This is a genomic window from Flagellimonas ochracea (genome assembly GCF_009903685.1).
In the GTDB taxonomy this organism is placed as follows: Bacteria; Bacteroidota; Bacteroidia; order Flavobacteriales; family Flavobacteriaceae; genus Flagellimonas; species Flagellimonas ochracea.
The window spans coordinates 783,231-799,657 of sequence record NZ_JAAABI010000002.1 but is presented as its reverse complement, the minus strand read 5'-3'; the positions used below and the strand labels follow the sequence as shown (position 1 = coordinate 799,657).

At 41.0% G+C, this 16,427-nt stretch carries 16 protein-coding genes; 12 read left to right on the top strand and 4 right to left on the bottom strand.

What is annotated here, in order from left to right; all coding sequences use genetic code 11:
* The first annotated feature begins 128 nt into the window (after positions 1–128).
* On the top strand, positions 129–851 hold the full coding sequence (locus tag GTQ34_RS09230) for a helix-turn-helix transcriptional regulator (RefSeq protein ID WP_166523484.1): 723 nt from the start codon (positions 129–131) through the stop codon (positions 849–851).
* A 150-nt stretch (positions 852–1,001) separates the two neighbouring features.
* On the opposite strand, the gene GTQ34_RS09225 is transcribed toward GTQ34_RS09230, so the two are convergent.
* From GTQ34_RS09225 to GTQ34_RS09215, 3 genes are read right to left on the bottom strand one after another with little or no spacing between them, the layout of a single operon-like run.
* Entirely contained in the window at positions 1,002–2,945 is a 1,944-nt protein-coding gene (locus GTQ34_RS09225) for a glycoside hydrolase family 3 protein (RefSeq protein ID WP_166523483.1), read from the bottom strand.
* A gap of 52 nt (positions 2,946–2,997) precedes the next feature.
* The gene (locus GTQ34_RS09220; protein WP_166523482.1) at positions 2,998–3,513 is read right to left on the bottom strand and encodes a PepSY domain-containing protein; all 516 of its coding nucleotides are present in this window, start codon (positions 3,511–3,513) and stop codon (positions 2,998–3,000) included.
* Positions 3,514–3,518: 5 nt separating this feature from the next.
* A complete protein-coding gene (locus tag GTQ34_RS09215; protein ID WP_166523481.1) occupies positions 3,519–3,977 on the bottom strand; it encodes a MarR family winged helix-turn-helix transcriptional regulator in 459 nt (152 codons plus the stop codon).
* Between the two features lie 368 nt (positions 3,978–4,345).
* On the opposite strand from GTQ34_RS09215, the gene GTQ34_RS09210 reads away from it, so the two are divergent.
* The 11 genes from GTQ34_RS09210 (at position 4,346) to argH (ending at position 15,545) form a co-directional block, all read left to right on the top strand.
* The gene (locus GTQ34_RS09210; RefSeq protein ID WP_166523480.1) at positions 4,346–4,804 is read left to right on the top strand and encodes a GyrI-like domain-containing protein; all 459 of its coding nucleotides are present in this window, start codon (positions 4,346–4,348) and stop codon (positions 4,802–4,804) included.
* A gap of 118 nt (positions 4,805–4,922) precedes the next feature.
* Complete coding sequence (gene mptB, locus GTQ34_RS09205; RefSeq protein ID WP_166523479.1) at positions 4,923–6,299, top strand: polyprenol phosphomannose-dependent alpha 1,6 mannosyltransferase MptB; 1,377 nt, start codon at positions 4,923–4,925, stop codon at positions 6,297–6,299.
* 202 nt (positions 6,300–6,501) lie between these two features.
* Positions 6,502–7,116 (top strand): GNAT family N-acetyltransferase, encoded by a 615-nt coding sequence (locus GTQ34_RS09200; protein ID WP_166523478.1) that lies wholly within the window; start codon positions 6,502–6,504, stop codon positions 7,114–7,116.
* Positions 7,117–7,197: 81 nt separating this feature from the next.
* Positions 7,198–8,388: an argininosuccinate synthase gene (gene argG / locus GTQ34_RS09195; protein WP_166523477.1), complete on the top strand. Its 1,191-nt coding sequence runs from the start codon at positions 7,198–7,200 to the stop codon at positions 8,386–8,388.
* Positions 8,381–9,355, top strand: a complete 975-nt coding sequence (gene argC / locus GTQ34_RS09190) for an N-acetyl-gamma-glutamyl-phosphate reductase (protein ID WP_166523476.1) — start codon at positions 8,381–8,383, stop codon at positions 9,353–9,355. Before argG ends, argC begins: the two co-directional genes overlap by 8 nt.
* A gap of 52 nt (positions 9,356–9,407) precedes the next feature.
* On the top strand, positions 9,408–10,202 hold the full coding sequence (proC, locus tag GTQ34_RS09185) for a pyrroline-5-carboxylate reductase (RefSeq protein WP_166523475.1): 795 nt from the start codon (positions 9,408–9,410) through the stop codon (positions 10,200–10,202).
* 80 nt (positions 10,203–10,282) lie between these two features.
* Positions 10,283–11,410 (top strand): aspartate aminotransferase family protein, encoded by a 1,128-nt coding sequence (locus GTQ34_RS09180; RefSeq protein ID WP_166523474.1) that lies wholly within the window; start codon positions 10,283–10,285, stop codon positions 11,408–11,410.
* The gene (locus GTQ34_RS09175) at positions 11,407–12,345 is read left to right on the top strand and encodes a Rossmann-fold NAD(P)-binding domain-containing protein (protein ID WP_166523473.1); all 939 of its coding nucleotides are present in this window, start codon (positions 11,407–11,409) and stop codon (positions 12,343–12,345) included. Before GTQ34_RS09180 ends, GTQ34_RS09175 begins: the two co-directional genes overlap by 4 nt.
* On the top strand, positions 12,342–13,121 hold the full coding sequence (gene argB, locus GTQ34_RS09170) for an acetylglutamate kinase (RefSeq protein WP_166523472.1): 780 nt from the start codon (positions 12,342–12,344) through the stop codon (positions 13,119–13,121). Before GTQ34_RS09175 ends, argB begins: the two co-directional genes overlap by 4 nt.
* Positions 13,118–14,188, top strand: coding sequence for a M20 family metallo-hydrolase (locus tag GTQ34_RS09165; protein WP_166523471.1), 1,071 nt, complete (start codon positions 13,118–13,120; stop codon positions 14,186–14,188). The genes argB and GTQ34_RS09165 overlap by 4 nt, the downstream gene beginning before the upstream one ends.
* A 76-nt stretch (positions 14,189–14,264) precedes the next feature.
* Positions 14,265–15,545 carry an argininosuccinate lyase gene (gene argH / locus GTQ34_RS09160; protein ID WP_166523470.1) on the top strand — a complete coding sequence of 427 codons (1,281 nt, stop codon included), beginning with the start codon at positions 14,265–14,267 and terminating at the stop codon, positions 15,543–15,545.
* Positions 15,546–15,552: 7 nt separating this feature from the next.
* Here argH and GTQ34_RS09155 read toward each other — a convergent pair whose 3' ends face one another.
* The gene (locus tag GTQ34_RS09155; RefSeq protein ID WP_166523469.1) at positions 15,553–16,395 is read right to left on the bottom strand and encodes a pseudouridine synthase; all 843 of its coding nucleotides are present in this window, start codon (positions 16,393–16,395) and stop codon (positions 15,553–15,555) included.
* Positions 16,396–16,427: the final 32 nt, after the last annotated feature.

Here is a 16,427-nt window from a genome sequence, read left to right as displayed (position 1 = left end):
ATTTTTATTTACGTTTAGGACACTGAGCGAAGTCGAAGTGTTCCTCGAAACCGAACTTGTGATATCATTTCTGCGATGGAAACCAAAATGGCTACATTTATGCCTTTAGAAATGCATTCTAATGTAGCATGGAAGAAAAACCGCGACTCTCAAGACTTACAGCTATTTTAACCCAATTACAATCCTCTAGGATTGTTACCGCCAAAACGCTGGCCGAAAAACACAACGTCAGCATACGGACCATATATCGGGACATCCGTACTTTGGAAAAATCCGGGGTTCCCGTGGTCACCGAAGAAGGAAAGGGATATTCCATGATGGAAGGCTATCAACTGCCCCCGGTCATGTTCACGGAAGATGAGGCCAATGCACTGATCACCGCCGAACAATTGGTGCTCAAAAACAAGGATGCCTCCTTTGTGCAATACTATGCCGATGCCATTCTAAAAATAAAAGCGCTGTTGAAGGGTGCACAAAAGGACAAGGCCAACTTGCTTAAGGACCGCATCTATTTTACCGATAATTATCTACACCAAAGAACCAGCAATTATCTCATGCGCATCCAATCGGCATTGACCAATTTTCAGGTGCTGAATATCGAGTATAGGTCCCTGGAAAACAAGCTCACCAATAGAAACATAGAGCCTTTTGCCCTATACAGTACCGAAGAAAAATGGTTGCTCATCGCCTATTGCCGCCTTAGAAAGGCGTTTCGGGTGTTCCGGATAGACCTTATCCAAAAAATCACCAATACCTATGAGACCTTTGAATCCCATAACATGACCTTGGAGGAGTATTATAAGTCATATGATAAATATAATGCGAGTTATTCTAATTCAGAAGACCAATAAAAATCAGTTGCACTTATCGGTATTGTATATGGCAAGTAGCGGATTTTCATGTTTTACTTCTCCCGAAAGAAAGATACTCAATTAAACACAAAAACGGTTTAGGTAATTACCTAAACCGCTATTTTTTATATACGTTGTTACAGTCAGTTTTTAATTCTTTTCATACTCTAATCCAAACCCAAATTCAAATAATGGATTTTCGCTATCATACGGCACATCCGTTTTTTGATTTTCTACGGCTTGCATAGAAGACGGCAACTCGAAAGGTAACTTTCCTTGCGGGTTAGTATTTCCAAAAAGTACCTCACAAACTGATTTATCACTTGCACCATAATTAGCAATTAGAGCCGTTGCAGCATTAGTGATTTCAGGGATTACAGCAGGTCTATCTAAATAAATATCAACAACTGTTGGTACTTTATTCAATAAATCTAAAATTCGCTGCTTTTCAGCGCCTTTAAAATCCAAATCACCATGATGAAAACCTTTTGCCATAGGAACATTTGTCTCAGCAGGGTACCACGGCGTATTTAATCTAATAATAGCAAAATCAGCCGCTTCGGGTGTTGTAACTACTTCGGCATAGTTAGCTACCGTTGTACTATCTATGTTTTCGATGTATACCTTAAATTTCTTTTGTGTTAATGGCAATGTTGATTTATAATTTTTTAAAAGTGTCATTGAAATTTTTTGTGTTTTCTCTCCTAATGCTCTTGATGATTCTTTACCAAAAACTTCATTGACTTTCGTTTCATCTACAAAAGGGTTGTCAAACAAGCCTAATTGGAACTTTTGTTTTAGCAAACGTCTTACGGAAACATCAATGCGTTCTTCAGTCAATTTACCTTCTTTGACCAATTGAATAATCAACTCCGGTCTGTTCTCACCACCAAATTGGTCACAACCTGCTTCAATAATTTTCAACGCTCGGTCTGCCGCACTCAAATCTTCTACGCCCCACGCCCTTGCTTTCCAAACCACATCGGGTCCCATCGGTCGGTCAGTAATCAAGCCCCAATCGGTACAGACAACACCATCATATTTATATTTTTCTCTCAATAAAGTGGTAATGATGGTTTTGTTATAAGCCATCGCTACATTCTCATCCGTTTGGTCAGTCGGTACACCATAGTAAGGCATGATTGCGGCCGTCCCTGCTTCAAAAGCAGCTTCGAAAGGAATCAAGTGATAGTCAAAATTATCACCAGGATATATTTGTCCTTTTTGAAATGAAAAATGTGGGTCTAAACCTTCTTTTTGTGGGCCACCTCCTGGAAAGTGTTTCGTCATACAAGCTACACCATTGCTTAGTTTGTCACCTTGCAAACCTTTAATATAAGGTTTGACCAATCGAGCTGTCAATTCCGCATCTTCACTAAAGTTTCCACTAATCCTTGCCCAACGAGGTTCGGTAGCTAAGTCTATTTGAGGATGTAATGCCTCTCTAATACCAACAGCCAAATATTCTTCACGGACGATATTGGCAAATTCTGCTACCAATTTTTCATCGCCAATAGCCGCAAAACCTGGCATTTCACAAAATTGAGCGAAACCTTTTGCACTCATTGAAAAAATCGTATTACTAAAATGATGTCTTGGGTCAGATGCAATAGTAATTGGAATACCTAATCTTGTTTTTTCAGCGACTTGTTGCGTATTGTTGTACCATTTTGCAAAAATATTTGGGTCAGGTGGAATACTCCAAATATTAAAATGTGTCATTTTTAGTTTGTCCATATTTTCTACAACGGAAGGCATTCTTGACAAATGGCCTTCAAGGCCTTCTTTACCATCTGGTTTTCCGTCAGCACTAACAGGTGTCCCGTTAATGAACATCATACCTGCTTTTTCTTCCAAAGTCATTTGGCTTAACAAATCTTCAATCCTATCTTGGATAGTTTGATTGACATCTTCATAGATATCTAATTTCCCGTTGTTGTTTAAATCTCTAAATGTGACACCTTTTTTTTCAAGTAAGACTTGAGACTTTTTACTCAATAACTCTAAATATTGAGGTACTTTCTTTTTTTGATTAGTTTGATTGCAAGCAGTCAGCAGTACAAGCCCTAAAAATATCAATATTGATTTACGCATAATTTTATCGAATTAGTATTAATCTATTTATATTTTAAAAAGAAGTCATTCCCTAGAAGAACAACATGATAAGCGTCAGTATCATACCACCAATTGCATAGTTTAAGCCTTTTTTAAAAATGGGCATACTGGGTAAAAACATCCAAAATGCCGAGAGTACAAAAAAGAGTAATGACAAACCAAAAAAGATATTGAAAAAATAGAATGGACTATTTGTAGTTGCTTTGTGTAGTCGTTCCATCTTTTCAAGTACAAATGGCAATTTCATTTTTTTAACGGTCGCCACTCCCGTCGCTTGATTATAATTACCTTCCTTGAAATATAAGACATCACCTTCTTGCTTCTCCACTTTTACACCCATTCGCAGCTTTGGACTTAATTCTCCACCTGTTAGATTAGGTTCTAATTGTCGGGTTTCAACGGTTTCTGTTTTTAAAAAATTCGTTTCTCTAAAAATCATAATGATGCCACTAATGGCATACATCGCCATTACACCAGATAAGAAAAACCCCAAATAGCGATGTAGTACCCTAGCTTTTAAACTTATTTGTCTGTTATTTAGCTCCATATCTGTTATTTATTGAATATTTTATCAATTCGCACTATATTTTGTAACTCCTTGATAAACTTATCTTTATCTGATAGTTTACTTAAAAAATCTTGATTGGCTGCCGAAGTGATTTTAAAGGCATGCTTAAAAGTTTTTATTCCTTTTGATGTAAGAAATACACATTTTGCCCTGGTATCTGTTTCGTGCTCTTTTCTTTCTACGAAGCCTTTTTTCTCAAGAGTTCGAAGCACTTTAGAAACCATCATAGTATCGGTATTACTTCGTTCTGCAATAGATTTTTGTGTAACAGTATTCGATTCTTTGAGCAAAGACCTTAGCGCTGATATAATAGCGAATTGAGTGTGCGTTAAATCAATTTCATCTAAAGCTCTATTTAACTTTCTTTGCCAAGTCATGGTTATCTGCCATAGTAAAAAGCCTAAATCATTTTCGGGCTTATCGGGGTCTGGCTCATGCTTCATATAATTTCCATTGATTAAAATGTTGTCGCAAATATAATATACACGACAACAATATGCAAATTTGTGGTTTTGATTTAAGTGAAAACTTGTACTTCAAGAAATAGGAGAAAAGATTTGAAGGTAGAATGGAAGGGTAGTGTAGCGTGTTGCCAAGATAATAATCGGTGGGTCAAAATTGACTGTAACAATTAAGATATGCTTCGTTTTAATGAAGTATATCGTCCGATAAGTGAAGTTACCGATTTTCAACTTATAAATCCGGATGCACTTGATGAAAACAAGAGATGAATTGATCCATTTCAAACACCCCTGACATACCCTTGTCATCAACTGAGAATATTTTTGGGCAAATCTAAAAATACAACATCATGACAAACACAAAAAAAGAAGAATTGACCATTGTTGGAATCGCAACCAGAACCTCAAACGAACCCGGAAAAGGTGACAAGGACATCCCAAATTTATGGGAGAAATTCATGGCTGAAAACATCATGAATCGCATCCCAAACAAAGTGGACCATACCATTTATGCCATATACACGGATTACGAAGGAAATCAAACCCAACCCTATACCGTGGTCATTGGTTGTAATGTGTCCAGTTTGGACAATATCCCCGAGGATATGACCGTAAAAATCGTACCCGAGTCCAACTATACCCAATTCATCGCCAAAGGCGACTTGACCAAGGATGCCATCATCAACACCTGGATGGAAATATGGAACACCGATTTAAATCGCACCTTTACCACGGACATTGAAATTTATGGAGAAAAAGCCATGAACCCTACGAACGGTGAAGCCGAGATTTTGGTGGCAACCGTATAGGAGTAACTGCTATCCTGCCAACTGGGTTTTGCACAGGCCATTGCCATTAGATGGCAGGATAGCACTCCCAATTCAATATTATTTATATTTATTGCCGACCTAAGAAGTGTCGTTGGCAATGGCCCATAAAATAATAACGTTCTGGAAACTCCATAAATACCCTTTGCTTTTTACGTTGGGCAGTGTAGTCTTTTATTGGAGTTTTGGATACGATTTAAATCGCGCCGACTTCATAAAACTCCTTATGCTCTACACAGGAGCATTCTACTTTTACTATAAACTCATACAACTTCAACATTGGAACTTCAACTTTCTTTTGATTGCCGGAGTGCTCTTTCGATTGGTTTTTTTCTCTGCGGAACCTAACCTCTCCCAAGATTTTTATCGGTTCATCTGGGACGGGGAGCTTATCAATAATGGTATCAATCCTTATCTGTTCACGCCAAACGAAATTTTAGCGCAAAACCAACTGATCTTTCCCAACGCACACAACCTGGTTGATGGTATGGGAGAACTGAGTGCCAAACACTACAGCAATTATCCCCCTGTTAACCAAGTAATATTCGCCTTGGCTTCCCTAATAAGTAATGGAAACCTGCTGGGTTCCATAATCGTTATGCGGGCGACCATAATCTTGGCCGATATTGGAATTCTTTTTTGGGGAAGGAAGCTGCTTCAACATCTTGACAAGCCTACCCATAATATTTTCTGGTACTTCCTAAATCCCCTCGTCATTATTGAACTCACTGGAAATCTTCATTTTGAAGGAGTAATGCTCTTTTTCTTTATTTTGTCCATATACCTAATATCCAAAAACAAATGGCTTTGGGCAGCCCCAGTATATGCTATTTCCATTATGGTAAAGCTTATCCCCCTGTTGTTTTTACCCATTTTCCTTAAGTTTTTTGGGTTTAAAAGAAGTCTGCTCTTTTATATTTCCGTTGGGGTTGGCTGTATTCTCCTACTGCTTCCTTTTTACGCATCAACCTTTATTGACCATTATTCCGAAACCGTGGGGTTGTGGTTTTCCAATTTCGAGTTCAATGCCGGCATCTATAATCTTGTCAAAATAATCGCCGTTGACTTTTTTAAGGCCAAGCCCTGGGAACTGATTGAAGTCTACGGCACCATTGTGATTGGTTTCACCATAGCAATTATCTTACTTATATCCTTTCTTCGAAAGAATGACTCATTGCAGAGTGTAATAATCTCTATGCTGTTGGCATTGAGCGCATACTATTTGCTTTCCAGTACCGTGCATCCCTGGTACCTGATATTTCTTTTGGGCTTGGGCATGTTCACCAAATATAAGTTTCCCATCCTGTGGTCATTTCTGGTTATTTTGAGTTATTATGCCTACTCCAATCCCGATTATGCTGAAAACCTATGGCTCCTGGCCATTGAATATATTTTGGTGATGGGCCTGTTCATTTATGAAATGTTGGGTTATGACATCAAAAAGTTATATTTCTTCAAAAATTGGCCCGACGCTTAGGCCAATTGGAATTAATTTGTACATTTATTCCATCATGAAAGGACTAGAGTACATAATATTCACCTTGAGCAGCCCTGCTCCAGTACGTCCATTCGCTCCACGCCGTCGCCCGTAAGGGTGCACTTCATTCATGGAAATAGGTGAGTCCATTTCCGCAACACAACCAAAGTTTTCAATATTTTTTTCAGTTTAAACGCTTGCAATGGAAATTGTAATTGCCAACGAATCACATTTTAAGTATGCACAGATCATAAGCGACACCATAACCGAATCTGCCAAGGTTCGAGGTACCGGTATTGCGAGGCGTACTCCCGAATACATCATAAAACGTTTGCAAAACGGCAACGCCATTATTGCTTTGGAAGGTGAAAAGTTTGCCGGTTTTTGTTACATCGAAGTCTGGGGAAACAAAAACTTTGTAGCCAATTCTGGCCTAATTGTTCATCCCGATTTCAGGAACCAGGGATTGGCCAAAAAAATAAAAAAAGCCGTTTTTGAGCTGTCCCGAAAAAAATTCCCCGATGCCAAAATCTTTGGGATCACCACCGGGTTGGCTGTCATGAAAATGAACTACGAACTTGGCTACAAACCAGTCACCTTTTCCGAGCTGACCGATGACCCCGAGTTCTGGAAAGGTTGCCAAACCTGTAAGAATTTTGACATTTTGACCCGAACCGAACAAAAAATGTGTCTGTGCACTGGAATGTTGTATGACCCACACGCAAAAAAATCAGATCCGAGAAAAATTAATGGAAGAGCCTTTCAAAGACTCAAAAAAATGAAAGAAACCCTATTCCTTAAAAAGAAATTGAAATAAGATGTCCTTTTGGGCGCGGTCGAGAACAACATCACATCTCCACTGTGTACAATATAACAACAGAAATTGAATAAACAAGACATGAAAAAATTAGTATTAGCATATAGCGGAGGACTCGACACATCGTATTGCGCCAAATATTTATCCCAAGAAAAAGGGTATGAAGTACATGCCGTGAGCGTAAACACTGGAGGCTTCAGCAAAGCTGAAATCGCTCAAATAGAACAGAAGGCGCTGGCTTTGGGCGCATCTTCCTACACGTCGATAGATGCCGTTTCCAATTTCTACGAGAAAGTGGTGAAATACCTCATCTTTGGAAATGTGCTCAGAAACAATACCTATCCGCTCTCCGTGAGCGCTGAACGAATCGTTCAGGCTATAGAGCTTGTAGATCATGCCAAAAAACTTGGGGCAAAATATATTGCACATGGTAGTACAGGGGCTGGTAATGATCAAGTTCGATTTGACATGATTTTTCAAATCATGGCGCCAGAAATTGAAATCATCACTCCTATTCGCGACAATCAACTTGCTCGAGAGGAAGAAATAAATTATTTACAGCAAAACGGTATTGACTACTCTTGGGAAAAGGCCAAGTATTCCATCAATAAAGGACTCTGGGGCACCTCTGTGGGGGGTGATGAAACCCTGACCTCACATCTACCCCTCCCAGAAAATGCCTATCCAAATCCTTTGGAAAAAGAGATTCCCAAGGAACTGAGGTTGACATTCGAAAAAGGGGAATTGGTTGCTCTGGATGGTGAAGAAGACAGTCCCGTTGCCAATATTGAAAAGTTGTCCGCCATTGCGTCAAAATATGCCATTGGCAGGGATATTCATGTAGGCGATACCATCATTGGAATAAAGGGCAGGGTAGGGTTTGAAGCCGCAGCTCCCTTAATAATTATAAAAGCCCACCACTTATTGGAAAAACATACGCTGAGCAAGTGGCAACAATACCAAAAAGAGCAATTGGGTAATTTTTATGGTATGTTGCTCCATGAGGGCAACTATTTGGACGAAGTGATGCGGAACATTGAAGCCTTTCTGGCCGATACCCAAAAGAATGTTTCGGGTGAGATTTTCGTGACACTCCATCCTTACCGATTTGAGTTGAACGGGATTACCTCAAAACACGATTTGATGAATGCTTCCTTTGGAAGTTACGGGGAAGTCAATAAAGGTTGGACCGCAGATGATGCCAAAGGATTCATCAAAATACTTTCCAATTCGGGAAAAATTGCAAACCATGTAAATCAAGGAAATGATTAAAGCTGGAATCATAGGAGGTTCGGGATACACAGGAGGTGAATTAATCCGGCTTTTGTTAAATCATGCCGAGACAGAAATTGACTTTGTGTTCAGTACAACAAGGGCAGGGAAACCAATCGCTTCTGCACATCAGGATCTTTTGGGTCTGACCGATTTAGGGTTCACTGGGCAAATCAACCCAGACGTGGATGTTGTATTCCTGTGTTTGGGGCATGGCAATTCCATGAAGTTCTTAAGCGAAAATACTTTTGCCACCAAAACCAAGATTATTGATCTGAGTAATGATTTCAGGCTGCGCGAAAATGCTGCTTTTGGCGGAAATCACTTCGTTTATGGTCTCCCGGAGTTGAATAAAGAGCACATTAAAAATGCCATGACCATAGCTAATCCAGGCTGTTTTGCCACTGCTATTCAGTTGGCCCTGTTGCCCTTGGCAAAGGATGGGTTACTTGACAACGAAGTGCATATCAACGCGATGACCGGAAGCACAGGTGCGGGCATAAAACCTTCCGAAACTTCACACTTCAGTTGGAGGAACAACAACATATCTTGGTACAAACCCTTTACCCATCAACATTTGGGTGAGATTGGGGAAAGTTTGAAGTCGTTTGGAAACCAAATAGGTAAATTACTGTTCCTGCCCAATAGGGGAAATTTTACCAGAGGGATTCTGGCGACGGCCTATACCCAATTTGAGGGTTCTTTGGAAGAAGCAAGGAAAATATATGATGATTTTTATTCAACCTCCCTTTTTACACATTTTTCGGATGAGCCCATTCATCTTAAACAGGTGGTAAACACCAACAATTGCCACATACACCTGCACAAGCATGAAGATGTGCTATTGATCACCTCTGCAATAGATAATTTATTGAAAGGAGCCTCGGGACAGGCGGTTCAGAACATGAATTTGATGTTCGGGTTTGATGAAGGTGAGGGATTAAAACTAAAAGCAGGAGTTTTTTAAAAAAGAAAGATCCATCTCTCGACTCCGCTCGAGATGACTAAATAAAAAAAACATGAAAATAGCAATTATAGGAGCAGGAAACTTGGGACTGGCCATTGCCAAGGGAATTTTACATAGTAATGGAGCCACCACCATGTACCTCACAAAAAGAAACACCGCTGAAATCCAAGAGTTTGAAAAGTATGGTAATGTGACTGTCACTTCGGATAACAGGCTAGCCGTTCAAAACTCTGATATCCTCATTTTTGCCGTGCAGCCGGGCCACTTTGGTTCCATTCTGGAAGAAACCAAGGACCTCTTGGAAGAAAACCATGTGGTGATTAGTACCATCACTGGATTTGGAATTCAAAAAATCGAGGAAATCATAGGCTCTGACCAATTTATTATCCGAAGTATGCCCAATACGGCCATTTCGGTAGGGAAATCCATGACGTGCATCTGTAGTAACGAATTGGGTAAAAAACGTATCGATTTGGCCAAGGCCATTTTTAATCGAATGGGGCATACATTGGAAATTCCAGAGGAGCAAATGCAAGCGGCGACGGTGATTTGTGCCAGTGGTATCGCCTTTTGGATGCGATTGATTCGGGCCACAACGCAAGGAGCCATTCAATTGGGGTTCGATTCGAAGGAAGCCCAAGAACTGGCCATGCATACATGCAATGGGGCTGCCAGTCTGTTAATAGAGTCTGGACATCATCCTGAGGAGGAAATTGACAGGGTCACCACACCCAAAGGGTGCACCATTGAAGGACTGAATGAAATGGAGCATCAAGGGTTGAGTTCTTCGTTGATCAGGGGCATTGTAACCTCGTATGAAAAAATAAGTGATATCAGAAAAGGTTAAACCTTGTCATATCGAACGAATGTGAGATATCTAGATTTCTCACCGCCCAAGGGCAATTCGAAATGACAAAAATCAAAATAATGAAACTATTTGACGTATATCCCCTTTATGATGTTACCCCTGTTTCTGCCAAAGGCATTGAAGTTTGGGATGATAAAGGCCAAAAATTTCTCGACTTCTACGGGGGGCATGCCGTGATTTCCATTGGGCATTCCCATCCGCATTACGTGAAGCGAATCAAGAATCAACTGGATAAGATGGGCTTTTACAGCAATTCCATCCAAAATCCACTTCAACAAAAGCTAGCGGAAAAACTGGGGCAAATGTCCGGATGTGGTGATTACGCCCTTTTCATGTGCAACTCTGGGGCCGAGGCTAACGAGAATGCCCTCAAAATGGCTTCTTTCCATACTGGTACATCAAAAGTGATAGCATTTAACAACAGCTTTCATGGCAGAACCTCCGCCGCCGTTGCCGCTACGGACAATCCGAGTATCCAGGCACACATCAACAAACAACAGAAAGTTACCTTTCTTTCTTTAAACGATTTTGAGACGTTCGAAAAAACCATCACGTCGGGTGGGTACTGCGCGGTAATCATCGAAGCTATCCAAGGCGTTGGAGGATTGGATGAACCCACGACGGAATTCTATCAATTCATTGCCAAAAAATGTAAAGAAAACAACGTAGTCCTCATCGCCGATGAAGTTCAATCGGGCTATGGAAGGACCGGAAAATTCTTTGCATTCCAACATCACGGCGTCCAACCCGATATCATTTCCATAGCCAAGGGTATGGGAAACGGTTTCCCCGTGGGTGGAATCCTGATCCATGAGTCGTTCAAGCCTTCCTATGGACTGCTGGGCACCACTTTTGGGGGCAATCATTTGGCTTGTGCCGCCAGTTTGGCGGTTTTAGAAGTTTTGGAAAATGAAGGTCTTCTGGAAAACGCCGCAAAAATGGGCGACTATTTTAAGCAAAAGGCAGCCAAAATTCCAAAAATCAGAAAAATAAAGGGGAAAGGATTAATGTTGGGTATTGAGTATGACTTTGAAGTAGCCGAACTGAGAAAACAAATGATTTACAATCATCATATGTTCACCGGAAGTGCCAAGAACAAGAAACTACTTCGATTTTTGCCAGCATTGAACATTACCAAAGAGCAAATTGATGAATTTTTTGAAGCGCTACAAAAAGCATTGCAATGAAGCATTATTTGACCATAAACGATATCGATTCACTTCCCAAATGGGTGGAAGAGGCTCGCATTATAAAAGAAAACCCATATCATTTTCAGAATTTGGGTAAAAACAAAACCTTATGTCTTTTGTTTTTTAATAACAGCTTACGTACCCGATTGAGTACTCAAAAAGCTGCCTTGCATTTGGGAATTCAGGTTATGACAATGAATTTTGGGAAGGAAGGCTGGACATTAGAATTTGGAGAGGGCACAGTTATGAATCAAGGTACTTCCGAACACATCAAAGAAGCAGCACATGTCGTTTCGCAATATTGTGATATTCTAGCTATCCGTGCTTTTGCTGGTTTAAAAAACAAAGAAAAGGATGAAGCGGAGGAAATACTTAACGGATTTGTCAAATATGCCTCCATTCCTATAGTAAATATGGAAAGCTCTACGGCGCATCCGCTCCAAGCTTTGGCCGATGCCATTACTTTGGCAGAGCACAGGCCTAAATCCAGATTGAAGGTTGTATTGTCCTGGGCACCTCATCCAAAAGCCCTGCCCCATGCCGTGGCCAATTCTTTTGTGAAAATGATGAAGTTACAGGATGCGGAATTTGTAATCACCCATCCAGAGGGGTATGAGTTGGATTCCAAAATCACCCAAGGTTGCCAAATTGAACACAACCAAGATAAAGCCCTTCAAAATGCCGATTTTGTATATGTGAAAAACTGGAGTAGCTACTCCGACTATGGCAAAGTATTTCATCAAGATGCAAGCTGGATGATGACACAGGAAAAATTGGGTAACGCACAGTTCATGCATTGCTTGCCCGTACGAAGAAATGTGGTTGTAGAAGATACCGTTTTGGACGGCCCCAAATCATTGGTTATAGAACAGGCCAATAACAGAACGTTTGCAGCACAAATTGTACTCAAAAAACTATTGGAATCATTATGAAACAAAAATTGTCCATAGTAAAAATAGGTGGCTACCTCATTGAGGAGGAAGCTAGGTTATCCAAAATACTGGACTTGTTTTCCAAAATAGAGGGAAACAAAATACTGGTTCACGGAGGAGGTAAAAAGGCGACCGAAATTGGAAACAAGTTGGGCATAGAAACCAAGATGAGCAACGGTAGACGTATTACTGATATCCAAAGCCTAGATGTCGCCGTAATGGTCTATAGCGGATTGGTCAGTAAAAACATTGTGGCCCAATTACAGGCAATAGGGATTAATGCTTTAGGTATGAGTGGAGCCGACGGAAATACCATTCAAGCCTACAAAAGACCAGTAAAAGATGTGGATTTTGGTCTGGTGGGCGATGTAAAAGAAGTAAATGCCTATGGTATTTTTCAATTGCTTCAAGTCGGTTTTACACCCGTTTTCTGTGCCCTTACGCACGACGGAAAAGGACAATTACTCAACACCAATGCCGATACCATTGCTGCTGAAGTGGCCATTGGGTTATCCCAAGATTTTGATACCACATTGTACTACTGTTTCGAGAAAAAGGGAGTGCTGCAGGACATTGAGGATGAAGATTCGGTTATCACCCATATTGACTCGAAAAATTATGATGTGTTATTGGCCAAAGGTATAATTGCCGATGGTATGTTGCCCAAAATGCACAATTGCTTTTATGCGCTCAGGAATAATGTCGCCAAGGTCTGTATCGGAGATGATAGCATGCTCAGTGAAAACAACTCAAATTTTACAACCTTAACGCTATGAAAATCAATCAAAACATATTGACTGAAAAAGCTATTGATCTGCTGAAAGAACTCATAAGCACTTCATCATTTTCTGGAGAAGAGCACCAAACTGCCGATATTATTCAAGCGTTTTTGAATGATTTTAGCATCCCATCGAAACGGCAATACAACAATGTGTATGCTTTCAACGAGCATTTTGACGCGAGAAAACCGACATTATTGTTGAATTCGCATCACGATACGGTTAAGCCTAACAGCGCCTACACCAAGAACCCTTTCAATGCGCATATTCAAGATGGCAAACTGTTTGGTCTGGGCAGTAATGATGCCGGAGGTTGTTTGGTCTCCTTACTGGCGACCTTTGTCCATTTTTTCGAACAGGAAAGACTGAACCACAATATTGTTATGGCGGCAACGGCAGAAGAGGAAAATGCTGGTGAAAAAAGCATTCGTGCACTCTTGCCCATACTTCCCGCTATTGATGTAGCGATAGTGGGCGAACCTACCCTAATGGATTTGGCCATTGCAGAAAAAGGACTTGTGGTTTTTGATGCGGTTGTGGAGGGCACTCCCTCGCACGCAGCGCATCCTAATGGAAATAATGCCATTTATAATGCCATTGATGTACTACAATGGTTCAAGGAGTTTTCTTTTGATAAAGTTTCTGATGCCCTAGGTGAGGTAAAAATTACCGTTACCCAAATCAACGCTGGGAACCAGCACAACGTGGTGCCTGCACAGGTGGATTTAGTTGTGGACGTACGGGTGAATGATTGCTACTCCAACCAAGAAATAGCGGATACGCTTCAAAAGGAAGCTCCCTGCAAATTGACACCCCGTTCGCTGCGTTTGAATTCATCGAGCATCGATCCGAATCATAATTTGGTGAAAAGTGGGATTGCCCTAGGACGAAAAACATACGGCTCCCCGACCCTCTCCGACCAAGCGGCATTGAGTTGCCAATCGGTAAAATTAGGGCCCGGTGACAGTACCCGTTCCCATTCAGCAGACGAATTTATATATATAAAGGAAATTGAAGAGGGAATAGACCTATACATAAAAATCTTAAACGGATTTTTACAATGAACAATGTCAGTGCGAGCGCAGTCAAGAACAATTTAATAAGGTTCCCATTTTTATGGGAATGACCAAAAATTACACTATGAAACTCTGGGACAAAGGATTCATCACCGATAAAAAAATTGACCACTTTACAGTAGGTAACGACCGTGAATTGGACTTGGTCTTGGCGAAATATGATGTCATCGCCTCGAAGGCCCATGCCAAAATGCTTGGAAAAGTAGGTTTGATTTCTGAGACAGAAGCAGCCGATTTGGTCAAAGCATTGGAGAACATTGCCAAGGATATTGAAAAAGGCAAATTTACCATTGAGGATGATTTTGAGGACATGCACTCCAAAATTGAGTATCTGTTGACCGAAACCTTGGGTGATACTGGAAAAAAAATCCATACGGCCCGATCCAGAAATGATCAGATATTGGTTGCGATGCAGTTGTATTTGAAAGATGAGCTTTCGGAAATCAAACTACAAATAAAGTCGCTTTTTGACTTGCTGCTCAAACTTGCCGAAAAACATAAAAATGTATTGCTTCCAGGATACACCCACCTGCAAATTGCAATGCCTTCCTCTTTTGGACTTTGGTTTTCCGCCTACGCTGAAAGCTTGGTGGACGACCTATATCTGGTGCAGGCAGCTTACAAAATTGCGGACCAAAATCCGTTGGGGAGTGCGGCAGGCTATGGGAGTTCGTTCCCGATTGACCGTAGTTTTACCACTTCCGAAATGGGCTTTGACACCTTAAAGTACAATGTTGTGGCGGCCCAAATGGGACGGGGTAAAGTGGAAAAGTCTGCCGCATTTGGTATGTCCAGTGTTGCAGCAACCTTGTCGAAACTGGCTATGGACATTTGTCTGTATATGAACCAGAACTTCGATTTTATTTCTTTCCCCAATGAGCTCACCACGGGAAGCAGTATCATGCCACATAAAAAGAATCCGGACGTTTTTGAACTGATTCGAGCCAAGTGCAACAAGATTCAGGCGGTTCCCAACCAACTAATTTTAATCATCAATAACCTCCCCAGTGGTTATCATAGAGATCTCCAGTTGGTCAAGGATGTCATTGTACCAGCAATTCAAGACCTAAAAGCCTGTTTGGAAATGATGTCCTTTAGTCTGAAAGAAATTCAGGTAAATACAGACATTTTGAAAGACCCAAAATACGATTACCTATTTAGTGTGGACACCCTCAATGAAATGGTAAAAAATGGAGTGCCCTTTCGAGATGCCTACAAAACCATGGGGAAAGCCATTGAAAATGGAAACTTCAAACCAAAAAAGGATATTGAACATACCCATGAAGGTGGTTTGGGGAATTTGTGTTTGCAGGAAATTCGAGAGAAAATGGATAAACTATTTTGAATAGCTATTATTTTATCATCCTCAAATTGATCACCTCCTGCTCGGTCAAATGCCTCCAGTGACCTCGTGGAAGGTCCTTTTTGGTAAGTCCAGCAAAAATGACCCGGTCCAATTTAGTCACATTATAGCCCAGGTGTTCAAAAATGCGACGTACAATGCGGTTACGCCCACTATGGATTTCAACACCTACTTCCCGTTTGGGTGCTCCTTGAATATAGCTGATACTATCCACCGTAATAGACCCGTCTTCCAGTTCCAAGCCTTCTTCGATTTGTTGTAGGTCGCGCATACTTAAACTTTTATCCAAATGCACATGATAAATTTTACGCACTCCATGCTTGGGATGGGTCAGGGTTTTAGTCAGGTCGCCATCGTTGGTGAAGAGCAAGAGTCCTGTGGTGTTTCGGTCCAAACGGCCCACGGGCAGCAAACGGGACTTGGAGGCGCTGGAAACCAACTCCATGACCGTATGTCTTCCCTTTTCGTCACTGGTTGTGGTGATAAAGTTCTTAGGCTTGTTCAACAGCACATATTCCTTCTTCTCCAAGTTGAGCTTTCGCCCATCAAAACGGACATCATCGGAACGTTTGACTTTATGGCCCATTTCGGTGATGACCTTGCCGTTCACCGTAACGTTTCCAGCAGCGATATAGGTATCCGCTTCCCTTCGGGAACAAATACCTGCATTGGCAATGTAACGGTTGAGACGAATCTCATCAGGATTGCTTTTTTTGTGAACTGGTTTTTGTCGAGGATTGGGGGTATGTTTTTTACCGTAAGGTTTTTGTGGATTCCCTTTTTTGGAACCTTTGGCAGGTCTTCTGCCGCGGTTACTGTCTGATTTCGCCATCAGTCTTTAATTTTTTGCAAATGTAGTCAAAC

What these genes read in the sequence shown, in the direction of transcription:
- GTQ34_RS09230 (WP_166523484.1), top strand. Translation starts at nt 129, where the DNA reads ATGGAAGAAAAACCGCGACTCTCAAGACTTACAGCTATTTTAACCCAA.
- GTQ34_RS09225 (WP_166523483.1), bottom strand. Translation starts at nt 2,945, where the DNA reads ATGCGTAAATCAATATTGATATTTTTAGGGCTTGTACTGCTGACTGCT.
- GTQ34_RS09220 (WP_166523482.1), bottom strand. Translation starts at nt 3,513, where the DNA reads ATGGAGCTAAATAACAGACAAATAAGTTTAAAAGCTAGGGTACTACAT.
- GTQ34_RS09215 (WP_166523481.1), bottom strand. Translation starts at nt 3,977, where the DNA reads ATGAAGCATGAGCCAGACCCCGATAAGCCCGAAAATGATTTAGGCTTT.
- GTQ34_RS09210 (WP_166523480.1), top strand. Translation starts at nt 4,346, where the DNA reads ATGACAAACACAAAAAAAGAAGAATTGACCATTGTTGGAATCGCAACC.
- mptB (WP_166523479.1), top strand. Translation starts at nt 4,923, where the DNA reads ATGGCCCATAAAATAATAACGTTCTGGAAACTCCATAAATACCCTTTG.
- GTQ34_RS09200 (WP_166523478.1), top strand. Translation starts at nt 6,502, where the DNA reads ATGGAAATTGTAATTGCCAACGAATCACATTTTAAGTATGCACAGATC.
- argG (WP_166523477.1), top strand. Translation starts at nt 7,198, where the DNA reads ATGAAAAAATTAGTATTAGCATATAGCGGAGGACTCGACACATCGTAT.
- argC (WP_166523476.1), top strand. Translation starts at nt 8,381, where the DNA reads ATGATTAAAGCTGGAATCATAGGAGGTTCGGGATACACAGGAGGTGAA.
- proC (WP_166523475.1), top strand. Translation starts at nt 9,408, where the DNA reads ATGAAAATAGCAATTATAGGAGCAGGAAACTTGGGACTGGCCATTGCC.
- GTQ34_RS09180 (WP_166523474.1), top strand. Translation starts at nt 10,283, where the DNA reads ATGAAACTATTTGACGTATATCCCCTTTATGATGTTACCCCTGTTTCT.
- GTQ34_RS09175 (WP_166523473.1), top strand. Translation starts at nt 11,407, where the DNA reads ATGAAGCATTATTTGACCATAAACGATATCGATTCACTTCCCAAATGG.
- argB (WP_166523472.1), top strand. Translation starts at nt 12,342, where the DNA reads ATGAAACAAAAATTGTCCATAGTAAAAATAGGTGGCTACCTCATTGAG.
- GTQ34_RS09165 (WP_166523471.1), top strand. Translation starts at nt 13,118, where the DNA reads ATGAAAATCAATCAAAACATATTGACTGAAAAAGCTATTGATCTGCTG.
- argH (WP_166523470.1), top strand. Translation starts at nt 14,265, where the DNA reads ATGAAACTCTGGGACAAAGGATTCATCACCGATAAAAAAATTGACCAC.
- GTQ34_RS09155 (WP_166523469.1), bottom strand. Translation starts at nt 16,395, where the DNA reads ATGGCGAAATCAGACAGTAACCGCGGCAGAAGACCTGCCAAAGGTTCC.